Annotated in this window: 15 protein-coding genes and 2 pseudogenes; 5 read left to right on the top strand and 12 right to left on the bottom strand. The window is 38.4% G+C overall.

Annotated features, from left to right (window positions below; genetic code table 11):
* Positions 1–579 precede the first annotated feature (579 nt).
* The 3 genes from COD92_RS03860 (at position 580) to COD92_RS03850 (ending at position 3,213) form a co-directional block, all read left to right on the top strand.
* Positions 580–789 carry a hypothetical protein gene (locus COD92_RS03860; RefSeq protein WP_098533582.1) on the top strand — a complete coding sequence of 70 codons (210 nt, stop codon included), beginning with the start codon at positions 580–582 and terminating at the stop codon, positions 787–789.
* Positions 789–1,109 carry a spore coat protein gene (locus COD92_RS03855; protein ID WP_098533580.1) on the top strand — a complete coding sequence of 107 codons (321 nt, stop codon included), beginning with the start codon at positions 789–791 and terminating at the stop codon, positions 1,107–1,109. The genes COD92_RS03860 and COD92_RS03855 overlap by 1 nt, the downstream gene beginning before the upstream one ends.
* A 151-nt stretch (positions 1,110–1,260) precedes the next feature.
* Positions 1,261–3,213: an elongation factor G gene (locus tag COD92_RS03850; protein ID WP_098533578.1), complete on the top strand. Its 1,953-nt coding sequence runs from the start codon at positions 1,261–1,263 to the stop codon at positions 3,211–3,213.
* 86 nt (positions 3,214–3,299) lie between these two features.
* Here the strand turns inward: COD92_RS03850 and COD92_RS03845 are convergent, their stop codons facing one another.
* The 5 genes from COD92_RS03845 to COD92_RS03825 form a co-directional block, all read right to left on the bottom strand.
* The gene (locus COD92_RS03845) at positions 3,300–3,473 is read right to left on the bottom strand and encodes an asparagine synthase (protein WP_098533576.1); all 174 of its coding nucleotides are present in this window, start codon (positions 3,471–3,473) and stop codon (positions 3,300–3,302) included.
* A 114-nt stretch (positions 3,474–3,587) separates the two neighbouring features.
* A complete protein-coding gene (locus tag COD92_RS03840) occupies positions 3,588–4,568 on the bottom strand; it encodes an aldo/keto reductase (RefSeq protein WP_098533574.1) in 981 nt (326 codons plus the stop codon).
* A 174-nt stretch (positions 4,569–4,742) separates the two neighbouring features.
* Positions 4,743–5,951 carry an MFS transporter gene (locus COD92_RS03835; protein WP_098533572.1) on the bottom strand — a complete coding sequence of 403 codons (1,209 nt, stop codon included), beginning with the start codon at positions 5,949–5,951 and terminating at the stop codon, positions 4,743–4,745.
* Between the two features lie 448 nt (positions 5,952–6,399).
* The gene (locus COD92_RS03830) at positions 6,400–6,888 is read right to left on the bottom strand and encodes a GNAT family N-acetyltransferase (protein WP_098533570.1); all 489 of its coding nucleotides are present in this window, start codon (positions 6,886–6,888) and stop codon (positions 6,400–6,402) included.
* Between the two features lie 209 nt (positions 6,889–7,097).
* Positions 7,098–7,529, bottom strand: coding sequence for an RrF2 family transcriptional regulator (locus COD92_RS03825; RefSeq protein WP_098533568.1), 432 nt, complete (start codon positions 7,527–7,529; stop codon positions 7,098–7,100).
* Between the two features lie 197 nt (positions 7,530–7,726).
* On the opposite strand from COD92_RS03825, the gene COD92_RS03820 reads away from it, so the two are divergent.
* The gene (locus COD92_RS03820; protein ID WP_098533566.1) at positions 7,727–8,611 is read left to right on the top strand and encodes a sulfite exporter TauE/SafE family protein; all 885 of its coding nucleotides are present in this window, start codon (positions 7,727–7,729) and stop codon (positions 8,609–8,611) included.
* Between the two features lie 62 nt (positions 8,612–8,673).
* On the opposite strand, the gene COD92_RS03815 is transcribed toward COD92_RS03820, so the two are convergent.
* Both COD92_RS03815 and COD92_RS03810 read right to left on the bottom strand, forming a co-directional pair.
* Positions 8,674–9,705, bottom strand: a complete 1,032-nt coding sequence (locus tag COD92_RS03815) for a DUF3231 family protein (protein WP_098533564.1) — start codon at positions 9,703–9,705, stop codon at positions 8,674–8,676.
* 109 nt (positions 9,706–9,814) lie between these two features.
* Complete coding sequence (locus COD92_RS03810) at positions 9,815–10,969, bottom strand: serine hydrolase domain-containing protein (protein WP_098533562.1); 1,155 nt, start codon at positions 10,967–10,969, stop codon at positions 9,815–9,817.
* 136 nt (positions 10,970–11,105) lie between these two features.
* Between COD92_RS03810 and COD92_RS03805 the strand changes: the two genes are divergently transcribed.
* Positions 11,106–11,534: a DUF2383 domain-containing protein gene (locus tag COD92_RS03805; RefSeq protein WP_098533560.1), complete on the top strand. Its 429-nt coding sequence runs from the start codon at positions 11,106–11,108 to the stop codon at positions 11,532–11,534.
* A gap of 111 nt (positions 11,535–11,645) precedes the next feature.
* Here COD92_RS03805 and COD92_RS03800 read toward each other — a convergent pair whose 3' ends face one another.
* From COD92_RS03800 to COD92_RS03780, 5 genes and pseudogenes are all read right to left on the bottom strand, one after another.
* Positions 11,646–12,014, bottom strand: coding sequence for a Gp49 family protein (locus tag COD92_RS03800; RefSeq protein ID WP_098533558.1), 369 nt, complete (start codon positions 12,012–12,014; stop codon positions 11,646–11,648).
* Between the two features lie 111 nt (positions 12,015–12,125).
* Positions 12,126–12,377 (bottom strand): annotated as a pseudogene (locus COD92_RS33245) (DUF4306 domain-containing protein); the annotation flags it as partial.
* A 98-nt stretch (positions 12,378–12,475) separates the two neighbouring features.
* A pseudogene (locus COD92_RS03790) lies at positions 12,476–12,894 on the bottom strand (DUF1801 domain-containing protein).
* A 229-nt stretch (positions 12,895–13,123) separates the two neighbouring features.
* A complete protein-coding gene (gene cobA, locus COD92_RS03785; protein ID WP_098533554.1) occupies positions 13,124–13,912 on the bottom strand; it encodes a uroporphyrinogen-III C-methyltransferase in 789 nt (262 codons plus the stop codon).
* An 18-nt stretch (positions 13,913–13,930) separates the two neighbouring features.
* A complete protein-coding gene (locus COD92_RS03780) occupies positions 13,931–14,770 on the bottom strand; it encodes a formate/nitrite transporter family protein (protein ID WP_098533552.1) in 840 nt (279 codons plus the stop codon).
* Positions 14,771–14,773 lie beyond the last annotated feature (3 nt).

The following is a 14,773-nucleotide window of genomic DNA, read 5'->3' as shown; positions in this document are numbered from 1 at the left end:
TAGTCGAATCAATCGGGTATCTACGGGCAGTTATCCGATAGGATATTACTGCCCGTTAATACGCAGAAAAGTTGATTAGCTCATAAAAGTTACGTTGGCTTAGTTTCTATAGTAGAAACTAATATTACTGTTTGTTGACGTTTTTGTTTGTTTAGTTTTCAAAGAACAATGTCACCAAAAGCGACAGGAATACTATCTTATCGCATTTCTAATATTCTATCAATCATTAATTATTTCCAATTCTGATTGACTTGCTCAATCGTTTCAAGAGCGACTTTTTCATCTTAGCACGATGTGTGCTTCAAAACAATAGAAAGTTATTTCCAATTTAGTTCGTTCGTACACACTATTTGTGAGCGACTTTTCTAGGTACCTTACAATAGAAAATATCTACCAATACTTCGTAAGTTGATAATCTGTGTCTCACGAGCGAACTTTCATATAATAACATCCGAGTTGCCTGTGTTTCAATAGTATTTTTTTCCAGTAATTAATAATATTTTCTGTTCTAACGTACCACAATTTTCTAAACATTTAACTCCACTAAACCGCTAACAAGGTGTGAAAGGGGTGAATACAATGGTGACAACTTATATGGGACTTCATGAAACACATGAAATTCATGAGTTATTAATGTTTAAATATTTATGCTTAACAAAAGCAACTACTATGGGCGCTCTTGTTCAAGATGAAGAATTAAAAAATATTCTAAGTACTGATGCTACTGCAACTAAACAACAAGTTCAAAGGCTGCAAGAATTTATTACGAATAGAGGTGCACAACAATAATGAATCAGATGATGCAAAACATGACCGGCATGGGTGGAATGACTGACCAAGTCATTGCATCTGATTTCCTGATCACTGCAAAAACAGGAATTAAAAACCTAGCTCTTGCTATTACTGAGACATCCACTAAAGAAGTTAGAGATATCTTAACACAATACCTAAATGACGCAATTAAAACACACGAACAAATTTCTAATTACATGATTTCAAAAGGTTACTATAAGCCGGATAATCTATCCAAACAATTAGAAATGGATATAACAGCTACACAAACAGCACTAAATTTACAACAACAACAACAACAACAGCAGCAACAATAATTTTTAATTAAATCATGTTAAAAGACCAAGTCAACAATATTGATTTGGTCTTTTTCTTAATGCTTTTTAAAGTTAAAAACTATTTTACGAAGTCCAATATTTCATTTGATATAATAGGGATAAGATGGCTAATAATGATTGAGGTGACAGCATGAAAAAAACGATTGGATTATTTGCCCATGTAGATGCCGGTAAGACAACGTTAGCGGAACAAATACTTTATCAGACAAAAGCAATTAGACAAAAAGGCCGGGTTGACCATAAGGATACCTTTCTCGATACGCATGAAATCGAAAAACAAAGAGGGATAACTGTCTTTGCCGACCAAGCGATGTTTACATATAATGGTTCAAACTACTACTTAATTGATACTCCTGGCCATGTCGACTTTTCTCCTGAAATGGAACGAGCTATTCAGGTAATGGACTTTGCCATCATCATTATTAGTGCGGTTGAAGGGATTGAAGGGCACACGGAAACCGTTTGGCGTTTGCTTCAAAAACACCATGTCCCTACTTTCTTCTTTATTAATAAAGTGGACCGAGTTGGTGCGAATGCAGTAAATGTAATGGAAGAAATTAGAACGCAATTAACCGAGGATGTATGTGATATTAACAACACATTGTTGCATGAAGATATGTGTGAAGAGTTGATTGAATTTATAGCGGAACGTCATGAAGACCTGTTAGAAAAATATATGGAAGATGGTTATGAAGCTGAATTATGGTTCAATACAATGAAAACACTCTTTAATAACAATCAGATTTTTCCATGTACATATGGTTCAGCCCTGCAAGGAGTCGGTATTGAAAGTTTTTTAGAAAAATTGAACTTGTTAACCGAGGCAAACTATGACAAAGATGAACCTTTTGCAGGAAGAGTCTACAAAATTCGCTATGATGAAAAAGGGACACGACTAACGTTTATAAAAGCCTTGGCGGGCAGTTTAAAAGTACGAGATGAAATTTACTATGATAGCGGAGAAGAAACGCTTTGCGAAAAGGTTACCCAACTCAGACTATACAATGGAACTAAATTTCAAACCGTAGACCATGTTTCTGCTGGTGATCTGTTTGCGGTAACTGGACTCTCTTCTGCTTCTGCCGGTGATGGTTTAGGAACTTTAAAGAAAAAAGCTCATTTTGAACTGATTTCAGCATTGAAATCAAAAGTAATTCATGATCCTACTCTAAACGTAAAAGAAGTTTTACGGTATTTTCAAATCCTTAACTCCGAAGACCCAGCACTAAATGTTACTTGGGAAGAACGAGCGCAGGAAATTCATATTCATGTAATGGGAACAATTCAACTTGAAGTACTTCAACAAGTAGTTAAAGAACGGTTCAACCTTAACGTCTCGTTTGCTGAACCGGAAATCTTATATAAAGAGACGATAACGTCGGAGGTAATGGGGTATGGCCACTTTGAACCATTAGGTCACTATGCAGAAGTACATCTTAAATTAGAGCCAGCCGAGAGAAATAACGGCATTACCTTCAAAAGTGTTTGTCATACCGATCATTTACCAGTTGGTACCCAGAACGTTATTCAAACGCACCTATTTGAGCGCGAGCATCATGGGATACTAACAGGCTCCCCTCTGACTGATTTAAAAATTACTTTAGTAACAGGACGAGCCCATAACAAACATACCTCTGGAGGGGACTTTAGAGAGGCAGCCTTCCGGGCACTAAGGCAAGGATTAGAAAAGGCGGACAATATTCTGCTTGAACCATTTTACGATTTTAAAATAAAAATAGATTTAGATCTAATTGGGAAAGTGCTAAACGATATCCAGCAGGCACATGGCATATTTGAAACCCCTGTTACCGAGGGAACTAAAGCTTTTCTTTCAGGTCAAGTTCCAGTAGCCACTTTCATGAACTATGGTCCTGAATTTGCTTCCCTTACGCAGGGAAAGGGTACGATGAATCTCGTGGTTGGCGGATATTATCCGTGTCACAACCAAGAAGAGGTATTAGAAAAAAGACAATACAATAAGGATGCCGATTCGGAATACACGTCATCCTCTATTTTTTGTTCAAAAGGACAAGGCTTTTCCGTACCTTGGGATCAAGCTGAGAATTATATGCATTGTTTATAGCTTTTATTTTCAACGGTAAATTTTTTCAGGATTCCCATCTATTTAAAAAAGAAGGCGAGCAGATTTTACTGCTGCCTCCTTCTTTTTTAATGACGATGTTCAACAAGGTCGATTACACCCAACACGACGTGTGCTAAACCAAAACCGAAAACTGTGTTCGCGATCATTTTATTGGTTCCTCGTTTTTGCTTAAGAACGTAACCTGTAGCGGTTACAGCTGTCCCTAATGCAGTAGGAATTAATCCTTCACGTACGTTCATGTAATCTTCCTCCACATCATTGTTTTGGTGCATATTACACCAAACTTATTGTTTGCTTCAGGGATAGGATTATACTTTGATGATACTTAATAAAAATTGATAGTTGTTTTAAGATTATCTAAAACCCAAGACTGGATGAGGCACGTAGGGTTGTTCTAAAAACGCCAGCTCTTCAGGAGTTAATTTTACTGAAAGTGCTCCGACAGCATCCTCCAAATGAGCCATTTTCGTCGCACCAATTATCGGTGCGGATACAGGTTCTTTTTGCAATACCCACGCTAGCGCTACTTGGGCCCGAGGCACTTCCCGTTTTGAAGCTAATTCTGCAACCCGGCTGACGACAAGACGATCTGCTTCAGCGGTTGCAGCATAAAGTGTTTTACCGAATTCATCTGTCTCCGAACGTGTTGTTGTTTCCTCCCAATCTCTTGTTAACTTACCTCGTGCAAGCGGACTCCATGGAATAACAGCAATTTTCTCTTCTTTACAAAGCGGCAGCATTTCTCGTTCCTCTTCTCGATACAAAAGATTTAAATGATTTTGCATCGAAACAAATTTTGTCCAGCCATTTTTCTCGGCAATATGTAACGCTTTTAGAAATTGCCATGCATACATGGATGAAGCGCCAATGTATCTGGCTTTCCCTGCTTTCACGACATCATGCAATGCCTCCATCGTTTCCTCGATTGGCGTATCGTAATCCCAGCGGTGAATTTGATAAAGGTCTACATAATCAGTTCCCAGCCGTTTGAGACTATGATCAATCTCACTCATGATTGCTTTACGGGATAGCCCACCTCCATTAGGTCCCTGATGCATACGGCCATGGACCTTTGTTGCAATCACAATCTCATCCCTGTTAGCATAGTCTTTTAGGGCCCTGCCTACAATTTCCTCACTTGTGCCATCAGAATACACATTTGCCGTATCAAAGAAATTAATTCCATAATCGAGCGCCTTTTTAATGATCGGCCGGCTCTTTGCTTCATCTAGTACCCATTGGTGGTTACCTCGTTCTGGAACACCAAAGCTCATACATCCTATACAAAGACGGGATACATCCAATCCTGTATTCCCTAGTTTTACATAATCCATAGCGATTAACCTGCCTTCTTCTATTTAATTTTGAAACACGGTGTAAAAAAATATGTATAAAATCTACTTCTATAATATACTCTATTCTTCGTAACAATTCCCAGAATTAGCTAAAAAAAACAAAAGAAGAGTTCCTACTATCACAGGACTCTTCTTTATCAAAAATTCTACTAACTATTTTCCAGAAACGGCAGGTCTCTTCATTTTCGTATTTAATGTACCAGCATTCCAGTACGCGGTTCCCATAGCAACCAACAATAGAGCCCCTGTCACGATAAATACACTGTAAACAGGGAAGATGCCGCCAAGGAACCCGCCGATCATCGGTCCCACCATTCCTCCTAATTGGTTTGCCGTTTGACTTAAACTAAATGCTCTTCCCCGGAAATCCTCCGGAGTGGACTTTACAACAAGACCATTTAATGCAGGATATACGGCACAGAAGAAAATTCCGTAAACAAAACGAATCATCGAAAATCCCCAAATATGCGTAAAAACAATTTGTGCTATTGTTCCAAGGCCGCCGCCAAGCAGCCCTATGAATAAAACACGTTGAAAGCCCACTCTGTCTGCCCATTTTCCCCAATACGGGGCAAATAAAGCACTGGCGATCCCCGGAAGAGAAAACACAACCCCTGCAAGGAAAGAGGCATTTTCAGAAGAACCTCCCAATTTTACGATATATAAAGGAAGAACCGGTTCAATCGTCATCACGGAACAACTAGTCACCAGTGTGAGAATGAGCACTAATAAAAACGGCCGGTTATCTACTGCCACTTTAAAATCCTCTTTAACAGACCCCTTCCCCTTACTTGGGGTAAAATTCTCCTCTACTACCCAAAAAATAATTAATAAAGTCGATAAACAAACAATGATTCCTGCACTCGCAAATGCCCAGCGATTACCCACTAGGTCCGCAATCCCTCCACCTAGAAGAGGACCAATGATTCCTCCTGATGCTGAAGCAGTGGAAATCATCGATAAGGCATACCCCACTTTGTTTCCGGGTGTATTGGTGCCAATTAAGGCTATGGCCCCTGGAATGAAACCACTTAATAATCCCTGAAAGATCCGCAGTGCTAAAATCTGATAAGGATTTGTCACGAAAGCCATTAAAGTATAAATGACAAACAGGACAAAACCAGCGCGGACAATCATTGGTTTTCTACCGTATTTATCGGCCATCCTTCCCCAAAACGGCGAGGCGAGCGCACCTGCAAAAAATGCGGAACTAAATAATAGCCCTGCCCACATTTCGGTATGTTCGTGGACACCAATTTGCAAAAGAAAAATCGGCAAAAAAGGGATGACCATGGAAAAACTTGCTGCTGTAAAAAAGACCCCAACCCATAGTACCCATAAATTCCGTTTCCACAATAGCATGATTATCCATCTCCCAGCGAAGCCAAAGAATTATTTTCCTTTTTAATAGTGCCATCTTAACATAAAAATAAATTATTTTCACTCCCGAAATATTTGAACTGAAAAAGAAAGAAGATTCAACAAAACTCGATTGTCCTAGACTCTAAAAATAATAAAAAAAGGGTCATCCGAGTTAACGGACCCCTCTCGATTTATATATTAGCTTTCTGATAATTTTTTTCTATCTGTTGCTTTTGGCGGCTGTTCCAGCCACTGATTCTTGACCATAAAGTCTGTCCAATCCTTGGCAAACTACTTCTATAAAAGGAAAAAAAATCCCCCAGCCATTACGAGACCTTATTAATGCAAGGTTTCGCAAATGGACTGAGGGGATACTTCCTTTCTGTCTATCTAATTATTATTCGCACGAGTTTATGAAAAAGTTTCACAGTCTAACAAAACTAAAAGCCTATTTCAATGGTTTAACCATGTTATACCATGTAACACCACCATGTTCAGAGCTTGATACCCCTTGATTAACGTATCCATGTTTTTCATAAAAGCCAACTAAATCCTTTTTGCATGTTAGAGTGATTGTCTCACGATGTTTCTCTTTTGCATCTTTTTCTAAATTAGCCAGTAATGCTCCAGCAATACCTTGATTTTGATATTCAGGAGACACCGCTAACCCTAATACACTTTGATGTCCGCCAGTTCGAGGGTTCACTTTGATCTCACTGAATAAATCATCTGTTATGTAAGGTGCCTCAATCACTGGTCCGTTGATAAGACCTACAATAACACCTTCCACTTTCGCAACAAAGAAACTATCAGATATCGTTTCAATCCTCTTCTTAAAAGCTTCTTCTGTTGCTGCCTCTTCTTTTAAAAAGCAACGATTTTCTAAAACTACTAAATCAGCTAAATCTTCTCTTTTTACCATTCGTATTTGCGCCATGCTGTTTCCTCCACAAAATTGAACATGAAAACTAGATTCATTCCATTTTACCGATAGTTTTTAAACTAGGACAAGTGGAAACTTCCCTCTTTTTTACCGTCTGTTCGTATTTTATTATTATTTACATCTGCAAAAAGAAATACCATAAAAATGGTTCCAAAAAAATATCCCTTCCATTTAACATACTGAAAGGGATATCTTTCATGCTTTTAAACTAGTTTATCGAGAGCATATCCGTTTCCATCCAATAAATCCTTTAAAGTCGTACGGTCTAATAACTTCGCCACTGTATCCCGAACAAGAGCCCATAAAGGTTTTAATTGACAACCCTCCTCCAATGGACAACTTTCGTAAGAGGTAATACTTACACATCCCATTGGAGCCAGCGGCCCTTCTAAATTCCTAATGACCTCTCCAATAATAATCTCACTGGGGTGTTTACTTAGCTTATAGCCGCCGTTCACTCCTCTTTTGCTTTGGACGTATCCATTTCTTTTCAACTGCAGCAGGAGTTGCTCTAAATAATTAATTGGAACTAACGTTTGTTCAGAAATATCACCTATCGAAGTAAGGTCATGTTCATTTTTCCCCAAACAAATCAGTGCCCGTAAGGCATATTCTCCCCGGCTTGAAATTTTCATGCTAACTCTCTCCTTCTATATCTAGGCAATTAACCATTTTTACTCTAAAAAAGAACCCAAAATTTTGTCCTTTCATATCGTAGGTTAGAAACTTGATTGGATTAGTCGACAATTACAAAGAGTCTTATTCATTTAATTTCTCTTTTATTCCTTTTAACTAGTCTATTCAGGAAATATATAAAAAGGAGAGGTTTTTTATGAGGAGGTTAGTCGTACTTGCCCTAATAGGTTTGGCCGCACAGTTGGTTGATGGTTCCTTAGGGATGGCCTATGGAGTTACTTCCACTTCATTACTGCTTATGTTTGGAATCGCCCCAGCTGTTGCCTCAGCCTCAGTTCACATGGCAGAGGTTGTCACCACTGCCGCATCAGGAGTTTCTCACATTCGGTTTGGAAACGTGGATAAAAGCGTTGTCTATAAATTAATTATCCCAGGGTCAATTGGTGCCTTTATCGGAGCTTGTTTTCTGGGCAGTATCCCTGGTGATATTGTAAAACCATATGTATCCCTTTTTCTGTTCATGTTAGGAGTCTATGTCATTTATCGTTTTTTGTTTAAATTTAATCCAACCAGTAAATTGTCTGGAAAGAAATTAGGAAAAAAGCAGTTGATTCCTTTAGGATTTATCGCCGGATTTTTCGATGCAACAGGCGGAGGCGGCTGGGGTCCAATTGCCACACCTGTCTTGTTAACCAGCAGTAAAATGGAGCCAAGAAAAGTGATTGGTTCGGTCGATACAAGTGAATTCGCAATAGCGATTTCCTCGACATTAGGCTTCCTGTTAACCTTAGGATGGACTCAAATTAATCTTCAATGGGTGATTGCCTTAATGATTGGCGGCATCATCGCAGCTCCTATCGCTGCTTGGTTAGTCAAGATTATCCCTACAAACCTGTTAGGAACACTAGTTGGCGGAATTATTATCATAACTAATATAAGGACGCTTTTAGGGGCATTAGAAGCTTCACACATAATAAGTCTCTTAACGTATATAATTTTGGCCGTCCTTTGGCTTGCTGCAGTGATTAATGTAAGTCTTAAAATCAAAAGAAACAGCTATCAAAAACAATTAGCTGAGTAAACTAAAAAGACCCATACTGAGTTTACTCGACTCTGATGGGTCTTTTGTCGATTACCATCCATTCATTTTCCCTCTTCGCCCATACCTTCCTTTTTCCCTTGAGTAAGTGCTCTGCGATCAGACGCCTTCGGGGGTTCTTCTAACCACCCATTATCAATCATCAGGTTCATTCCATCCTCAGCATATCTGATTAATTCGCTTGTAAGACCAATATATTTTTCCGCTAAATCTCTCCTTGCCGTAACACTCAAAGCTGATCCATAAAAAGCAATCGTTACTTGGGTTGACAAGAGGATTTGATACATAATCCATTTATCTGAAAAAGGGGAGATGGTTGAGTTCGTTACTTGTGATTGCCACGATATCGGATAATTTAGTTTCTCTTCACGTAAAACTCTTTCAAATGTAGAGATATGCTTATTTGCAATTTCCATCCCTCTTTTAATGTATTGACGGACCTTTTTAGATTCAGCCACCTGACTAAAACCAACCTTTAAAGCAACATGCTGGTGCATCTTATACAAATTAAAGGTTATATCACCAATTTCCATCCCAGTTAATGGACGCCTTGTCCCAAACCAGCCTGTTAAAAAGCTTTGTTGTTTAACAAAGTCAATTTGTTCAGGTGGACTTATGACAGGCGGCCGAGTGTAAATCCCTTTTGACAGCATCGTGTCGATTGTTTTTTCAAAAAGGATCATGGTTTCAGTGTTACAATCCATATGATATTTACGAAGATCAGCTCTTATCGAATTACCTAATGAAAGAGCATATCCAGTTAGCCCTTGTAATGACATAATGTACATATAATATAGATAGAAAGGATCTTGAAAAAGACGCGGGGCTTTTGTATGAACATCTTTTTCTGTAAAACCTTTGGGAATAGGATAATTTTCACCCTTAAAAAACTCTTTTCCTCTTTGAACATGTCTTTCAGCAAGCTCAAGAGAGAAGCTATAAATCTCGATAATTTCTTTGTCTTCTATATGCTCTAATGCATACTTGATAAAACAAATAGACATAGAATCAAACATATACTGAGTCCAAAGACCTGTTATTTCCGATGCAGTTAGTTGGATACGAGTTAGGTCCATTACATTCTTCCTTTTACCATTTATAAGCACATTCTTTCCATTTCCTTACAGAAATATTCGAATTAAGTATTATAGGTAAAATGATTAGAATGCTAAAAATGTCCCATTATTACAATGCTCCATAAATCACATTTCGCAGCCTAGGCTGGGTATAGGTTTCAAAATTCGGCAACAGCTGATGCATATACACAGCGGAAAGCTGCTCTTTTAGATCAATCATAACCCATGTTCCCGCCATTCCCATCCAGCCAAATTCACCAATCGAACTATTACTTCCTGCCAATGCTGGATTCATCATCGTTCTTACACCAAGACCATAGCCATAACCTTTTAAGTGCTCCCAGTTAAATGAAGAAACTTGCTCGGGCTGGAGATGATTCATGGCCATTAACTCTACCGTTTTTCTCCCAAGAATACGTTCGCCCTCCAGAGTTCCACCGTTTGCAAGCATATGGGCAAAACGGCTGTAGTCACTCAAAGTGGCCAACAAGCCTCCCCCACCACTTTCATTCAGGGTTCCAGATTGATATTCCGCATCCAATCTACTATTTTTCTGCAAAGTGCCTGGTTCTTTCCAATCATATAAGCTGCTTAAACGGGCCTTCTTATCCTCAGGAATCTTGAAAAAGGTATCTTCCATTGAAAGCGGTTGAAAAATCTTTTCCCGCAAAAATTGTCCAAATGATTTGCCTGACACCACTTCAATGAATGCTCCTAGCACATCATGACTTAGACTGTATCGCCATTGTGTACCTGGATCAAACGCTAACGGGATAGTAGCTAAGGCTTTAGATAGCTCTCTAACGGTAAAGGTACCCTTTTTTCGTAAACCATTCATTGCTTTATTTACTTGTCGTTCCGTTTCATTTGATTCTCCTTCGTACGTTAACCCGGAAGTCATTGTGAACAGGTCTTTGACTCGAATAGATTTTGCTGCAGGTGTTGCATAAACTTCCCCACTTTTACCTTCACGATATACTTGAGGATTTTTAAATTCGGGAAGATATTCCTCGAGCGGATCCTCTAATAAAAATAATCCCCGCTCATAGAGCATTAAGGCTGCTACACAGGTAACCACTTTAGTCATCGAATATATGCGGTATATGGTATCTGGTGTTATAGGTTTCTTGGTATCCAAGTCTGCATAACCAACATAGTCTTCGAATACTTGTTCATTTTGATGATAAACAGAACATGCACATCCCACTGGTCCTTTTTCTACAAAACTTTTTAATAATGGTCGTAAATGCTCAATTGGTTTCATTGTACATCTCCTTTGGTAATCATTTACTATAATGATAACTTATTTATTTGTATATTAATAGATTTATTAATAACCCTCTTTTTTTAGAATACAATGAACTCACCTTTACCATAATAGGAAAAAGGAAGTGATTTTTATGACGAATGACACAATTATTGAGGAATTGAACACGTTACTAAGAGGGACCTATATGGGGATACGTTCAATAGAACACTACATTCAAAAAGTGGATGATGATTATGTAAAAAAAGTCTTTCAGTCCATGCAGCAGGAAATCAAGATAGATGCCTTAAAATTAGCCGAACGAATTCAAGACTTGGGTTGTGTCCCCGCCGATGATGAGGGATTCTCAGGTTCGATGCACAGCTTTATGCATAAACTCATGCTTTCAGATGAGACTGATCCTATCTTAGAAGACGCGATACATGGTTTCGAAAAATATGGCGTTCAATATTCAGAGGAGTTAGTTAGAGGTGACTTGGATCCAAAGAGCCGGCAGTTAGCAGAAGAAGTAATTGATAACAACCGCAAACATGCTGAGATTTTACGAAATCATTTAATCTAACAGTGGAAGACCATCATAAAAAATGGTCTCCCGATTAAATATTAGTTCTTCATTTAATTTCTTCTTTCTTACCATTGAATTATAAAAAAACTACCAAACCTTTTCTTGGTATTATACTAAATACGCACCTAGCGCAACCATGGCCTTTTTTAATGCTTGTTCATAGGCTTTATCCTTGCCAATTACCATACGAAAATCAGCTTTGTCTCGGACCGTGGAGCGTCCTTCTACTTCATAACCATTTTCAAAGATTAACAGACATATAGTTGACTTATCGCTCATACGATGAAACTTTTTCTCAACAATCATTTCTTCGAGCTTCCTCCGTTTATCATCTTTAAGTTCAGCCATTCTGGAGTACGGGATTACAACGTGGTCATAAAAATGGTTGTTTTTGCACTTTACGAAAAGTAGTTTTTCGCCAGTTTCTTTTACTTGATTAATCTCTCCACATTTAGGACATATACTTTCAATCACCATTTACGCCATCCCCTTTTTAACTGTGTACATTTGTTCCTAATTTTTAATCAATGCGATTATTTCATATAATATAATGGCCATATAACACATAAATGACAGTTTAATTGAAATTTAATCTTTCTGGACTAAATCTTTTACCATCAATTTGTTACAACAGGAAGTCTTTGAAGGGAATGTTGTATAACTTAAAAAACCCACATTTCTGCACGTTAATTTAAATTTTGGATATATGGATGATCCGGTAAGTATTCCAATTTTATAAATGATTAAAATAAAGATAATACTTGTACTTAATAACATTAAAAATGGGAATAACGGATAAAACTTATCTGCATAAATAAAATAATCTAGTTGATTAATTTGATGTGGATTCTTTTATCCAATTCAATCTCATCCCCTTTCTTCTAAATTAGACGAAACAAAAGTAAAAAAAATTCACTTTTACAAATTTTTTACTTATGTTATTCTGGGTAAGTTTCTTTTAAAAATTTTACAGATTGATTAATTAACTCCTTTAGAACATCGATATCTATATCCGCTACTTTATTAATATACACACAGCCTTTCCCGGAAGTATGTTTACCAAAGTTTATTAAAAGTTCTTCCCGTTTGGTTTCTCCTGGAGCAAAATATAAGCTTATTTTAGCCTTTCTAGGGGAGAAGCCAACTAATGGAGCATCGCCCTCATGGCCAGAAGCATATTTATAGTGATAGGATCAAATCCAATGATACTTGGACCCCACATTTTTGCTGGATAACCGGTTGTTTCTGTAAAAATATCTAGTAGCTGATAGGCATCTTCTCGCTTTTTGGGGTGATCCACATTTTCGATAAACTCAAGGACACAATTATCGGTTTCCTTTGTTTTGAGTTCGTACATTTAAAACACTCCTTTTATCGATGCAGTTGGTTTTTCATAAGAATTCAATATAAAAGTTTGATTTCCTTTTTTAGTTGATTTTTTAAAATAACATATGTGAATTGTTTTTTTACCGACAACATAAGTTATCCAATGTCTGTTAAATTAACCGAAAGTCAAATAAATATGAGTTACATAACAAAAAAGAGGAGAAAATCAGTTTTGATTCTCTCCTCTACTCTACTACCTATTACATTGCCATTACTTCTTCACTTGTTACAATATCAGGTACCGAAGCCTTGCCCTGTAACGAAAGCAATTTTTCACGAAACCGGACCACTTCACCTACCACAATCATGGCCGGGTTCTGTACGCCTTCTTTTTCAACAACATCGCCAATAGAACTCAAGGTTCCTGTAACCGTTCGCTGCTCTACCCATGTCCCCTGCTCAATTACCGCCACAGGTGTATGTTCTGTTTTTCCATGGCTAATCAGTTGCTGACAAATATAAGAAAGGTTGCCAATCCCCATATATATCGCAATCGTATCAACGGCTTTCCCCAAGCTTTCCCAATCAATGTCGGTAGGTTTACCTTTGGAGCAATGGCCTGTTACAACAGCAAATGAATTGCCATATTCCCGGTGTGTAATCGGAATTCCCGCATACGCAGGTGCCGCTATCCCGGCCGTAATACCGGGAACCACTTCAAACTGTAATCCATTCTCCGCTAAAGCTGCGGCCTCTTCGCCACCCCGGCCAAATACAAATGGGTCTCCGCCTTTCAACCGAACAACTGTTTTTCCCTGGCTCGTAAATTGAACTAATAAATCATTAATAATTTCCTGTTTCATTGTATGATGTGTTGGTTGTTTTCCACAAAAGATAATCTCACAATCTCGCTTTGCTTCCCTTAGCAAATCACGGTTCACCAGACGATCATAAAGAATGACATCTGCCATTTGGATGCATTTTAATGCTTTTACCGTAATTAATTCCGGGTCACCAGGACCTGCTCCAACGATATAGGCCTTCCCCATAAAACCGCCTCCTTACTATTACCGGCTTGCTGCTGTTTTCCCTGTTTTGGGTACTTCCAAAATCATCTTTGACGCTGTTTTTCCATGTGTTAAGTATAAGGCTAAACCTGTAAATAGAAATCCTCCAAAAAGATTCCCAACCGTTACTGGAAGTTGATTCCATAACAGCCAATCAGCTAATGTCACGTGTGCACCAAGCATCATTCCGGCTGGTATAACAAACATATTGACAACCGCGTGTTCAAACCCTTGTGCAAAAAAGATTAGGATTGGCAGCCACATGGCGGCGATTTTTCCGCCGACCGACTTAGTGGTCATGGCCATAACTGCCCCCAGAGTAACCATCCAATTACATAACATTGCTTTTACAAAAACAACAATTAATCCGTCTGTACCGAGGTTCTTGTAACCCAATGTTTTGGTTTCCGCTACAGTAATGATTTTTGCTGCGACTGGGTTGTTATTTACATGCCCAAGTTGAGTAATAGCAATGATATATAAAAGTGCGTAGATAATACTTCCTAAAATATGTCCAACAATTACCCATAACCAATTCCTTATCATCTGACCGACAGTAGCCTTTTTCCCCAAGACAGCCACAGGAAGGAGCGCAAAACTTCCGGTGACCAATTCTAGCCCGAGTAGAATGATAATTACAAAGGCCGCTGGAAATAGCACTGCCCCAACAATCCCCATTCCTGTCTGCACTTCGGCTGTAAAGGCTAATGTGGTACCGAATCCAAGCAGAGCACCAGAAAGCGCTCCTCGGATTAATAAATCCCTAACAGGTAATTTTGCTTTGGCTTCCCCAGACTGAATCATACTTTCAATTACTTGATTAGGACTAACTAATGACAACTG

Source organism: Bacillus sp. AFS037270, assembly GCF_002585305.1.
The sequence above is the reverse complement of the archived record's forward strand: the minus strand, read 5'-3'. Positions and strand labels throughout refer to the sequence as shown.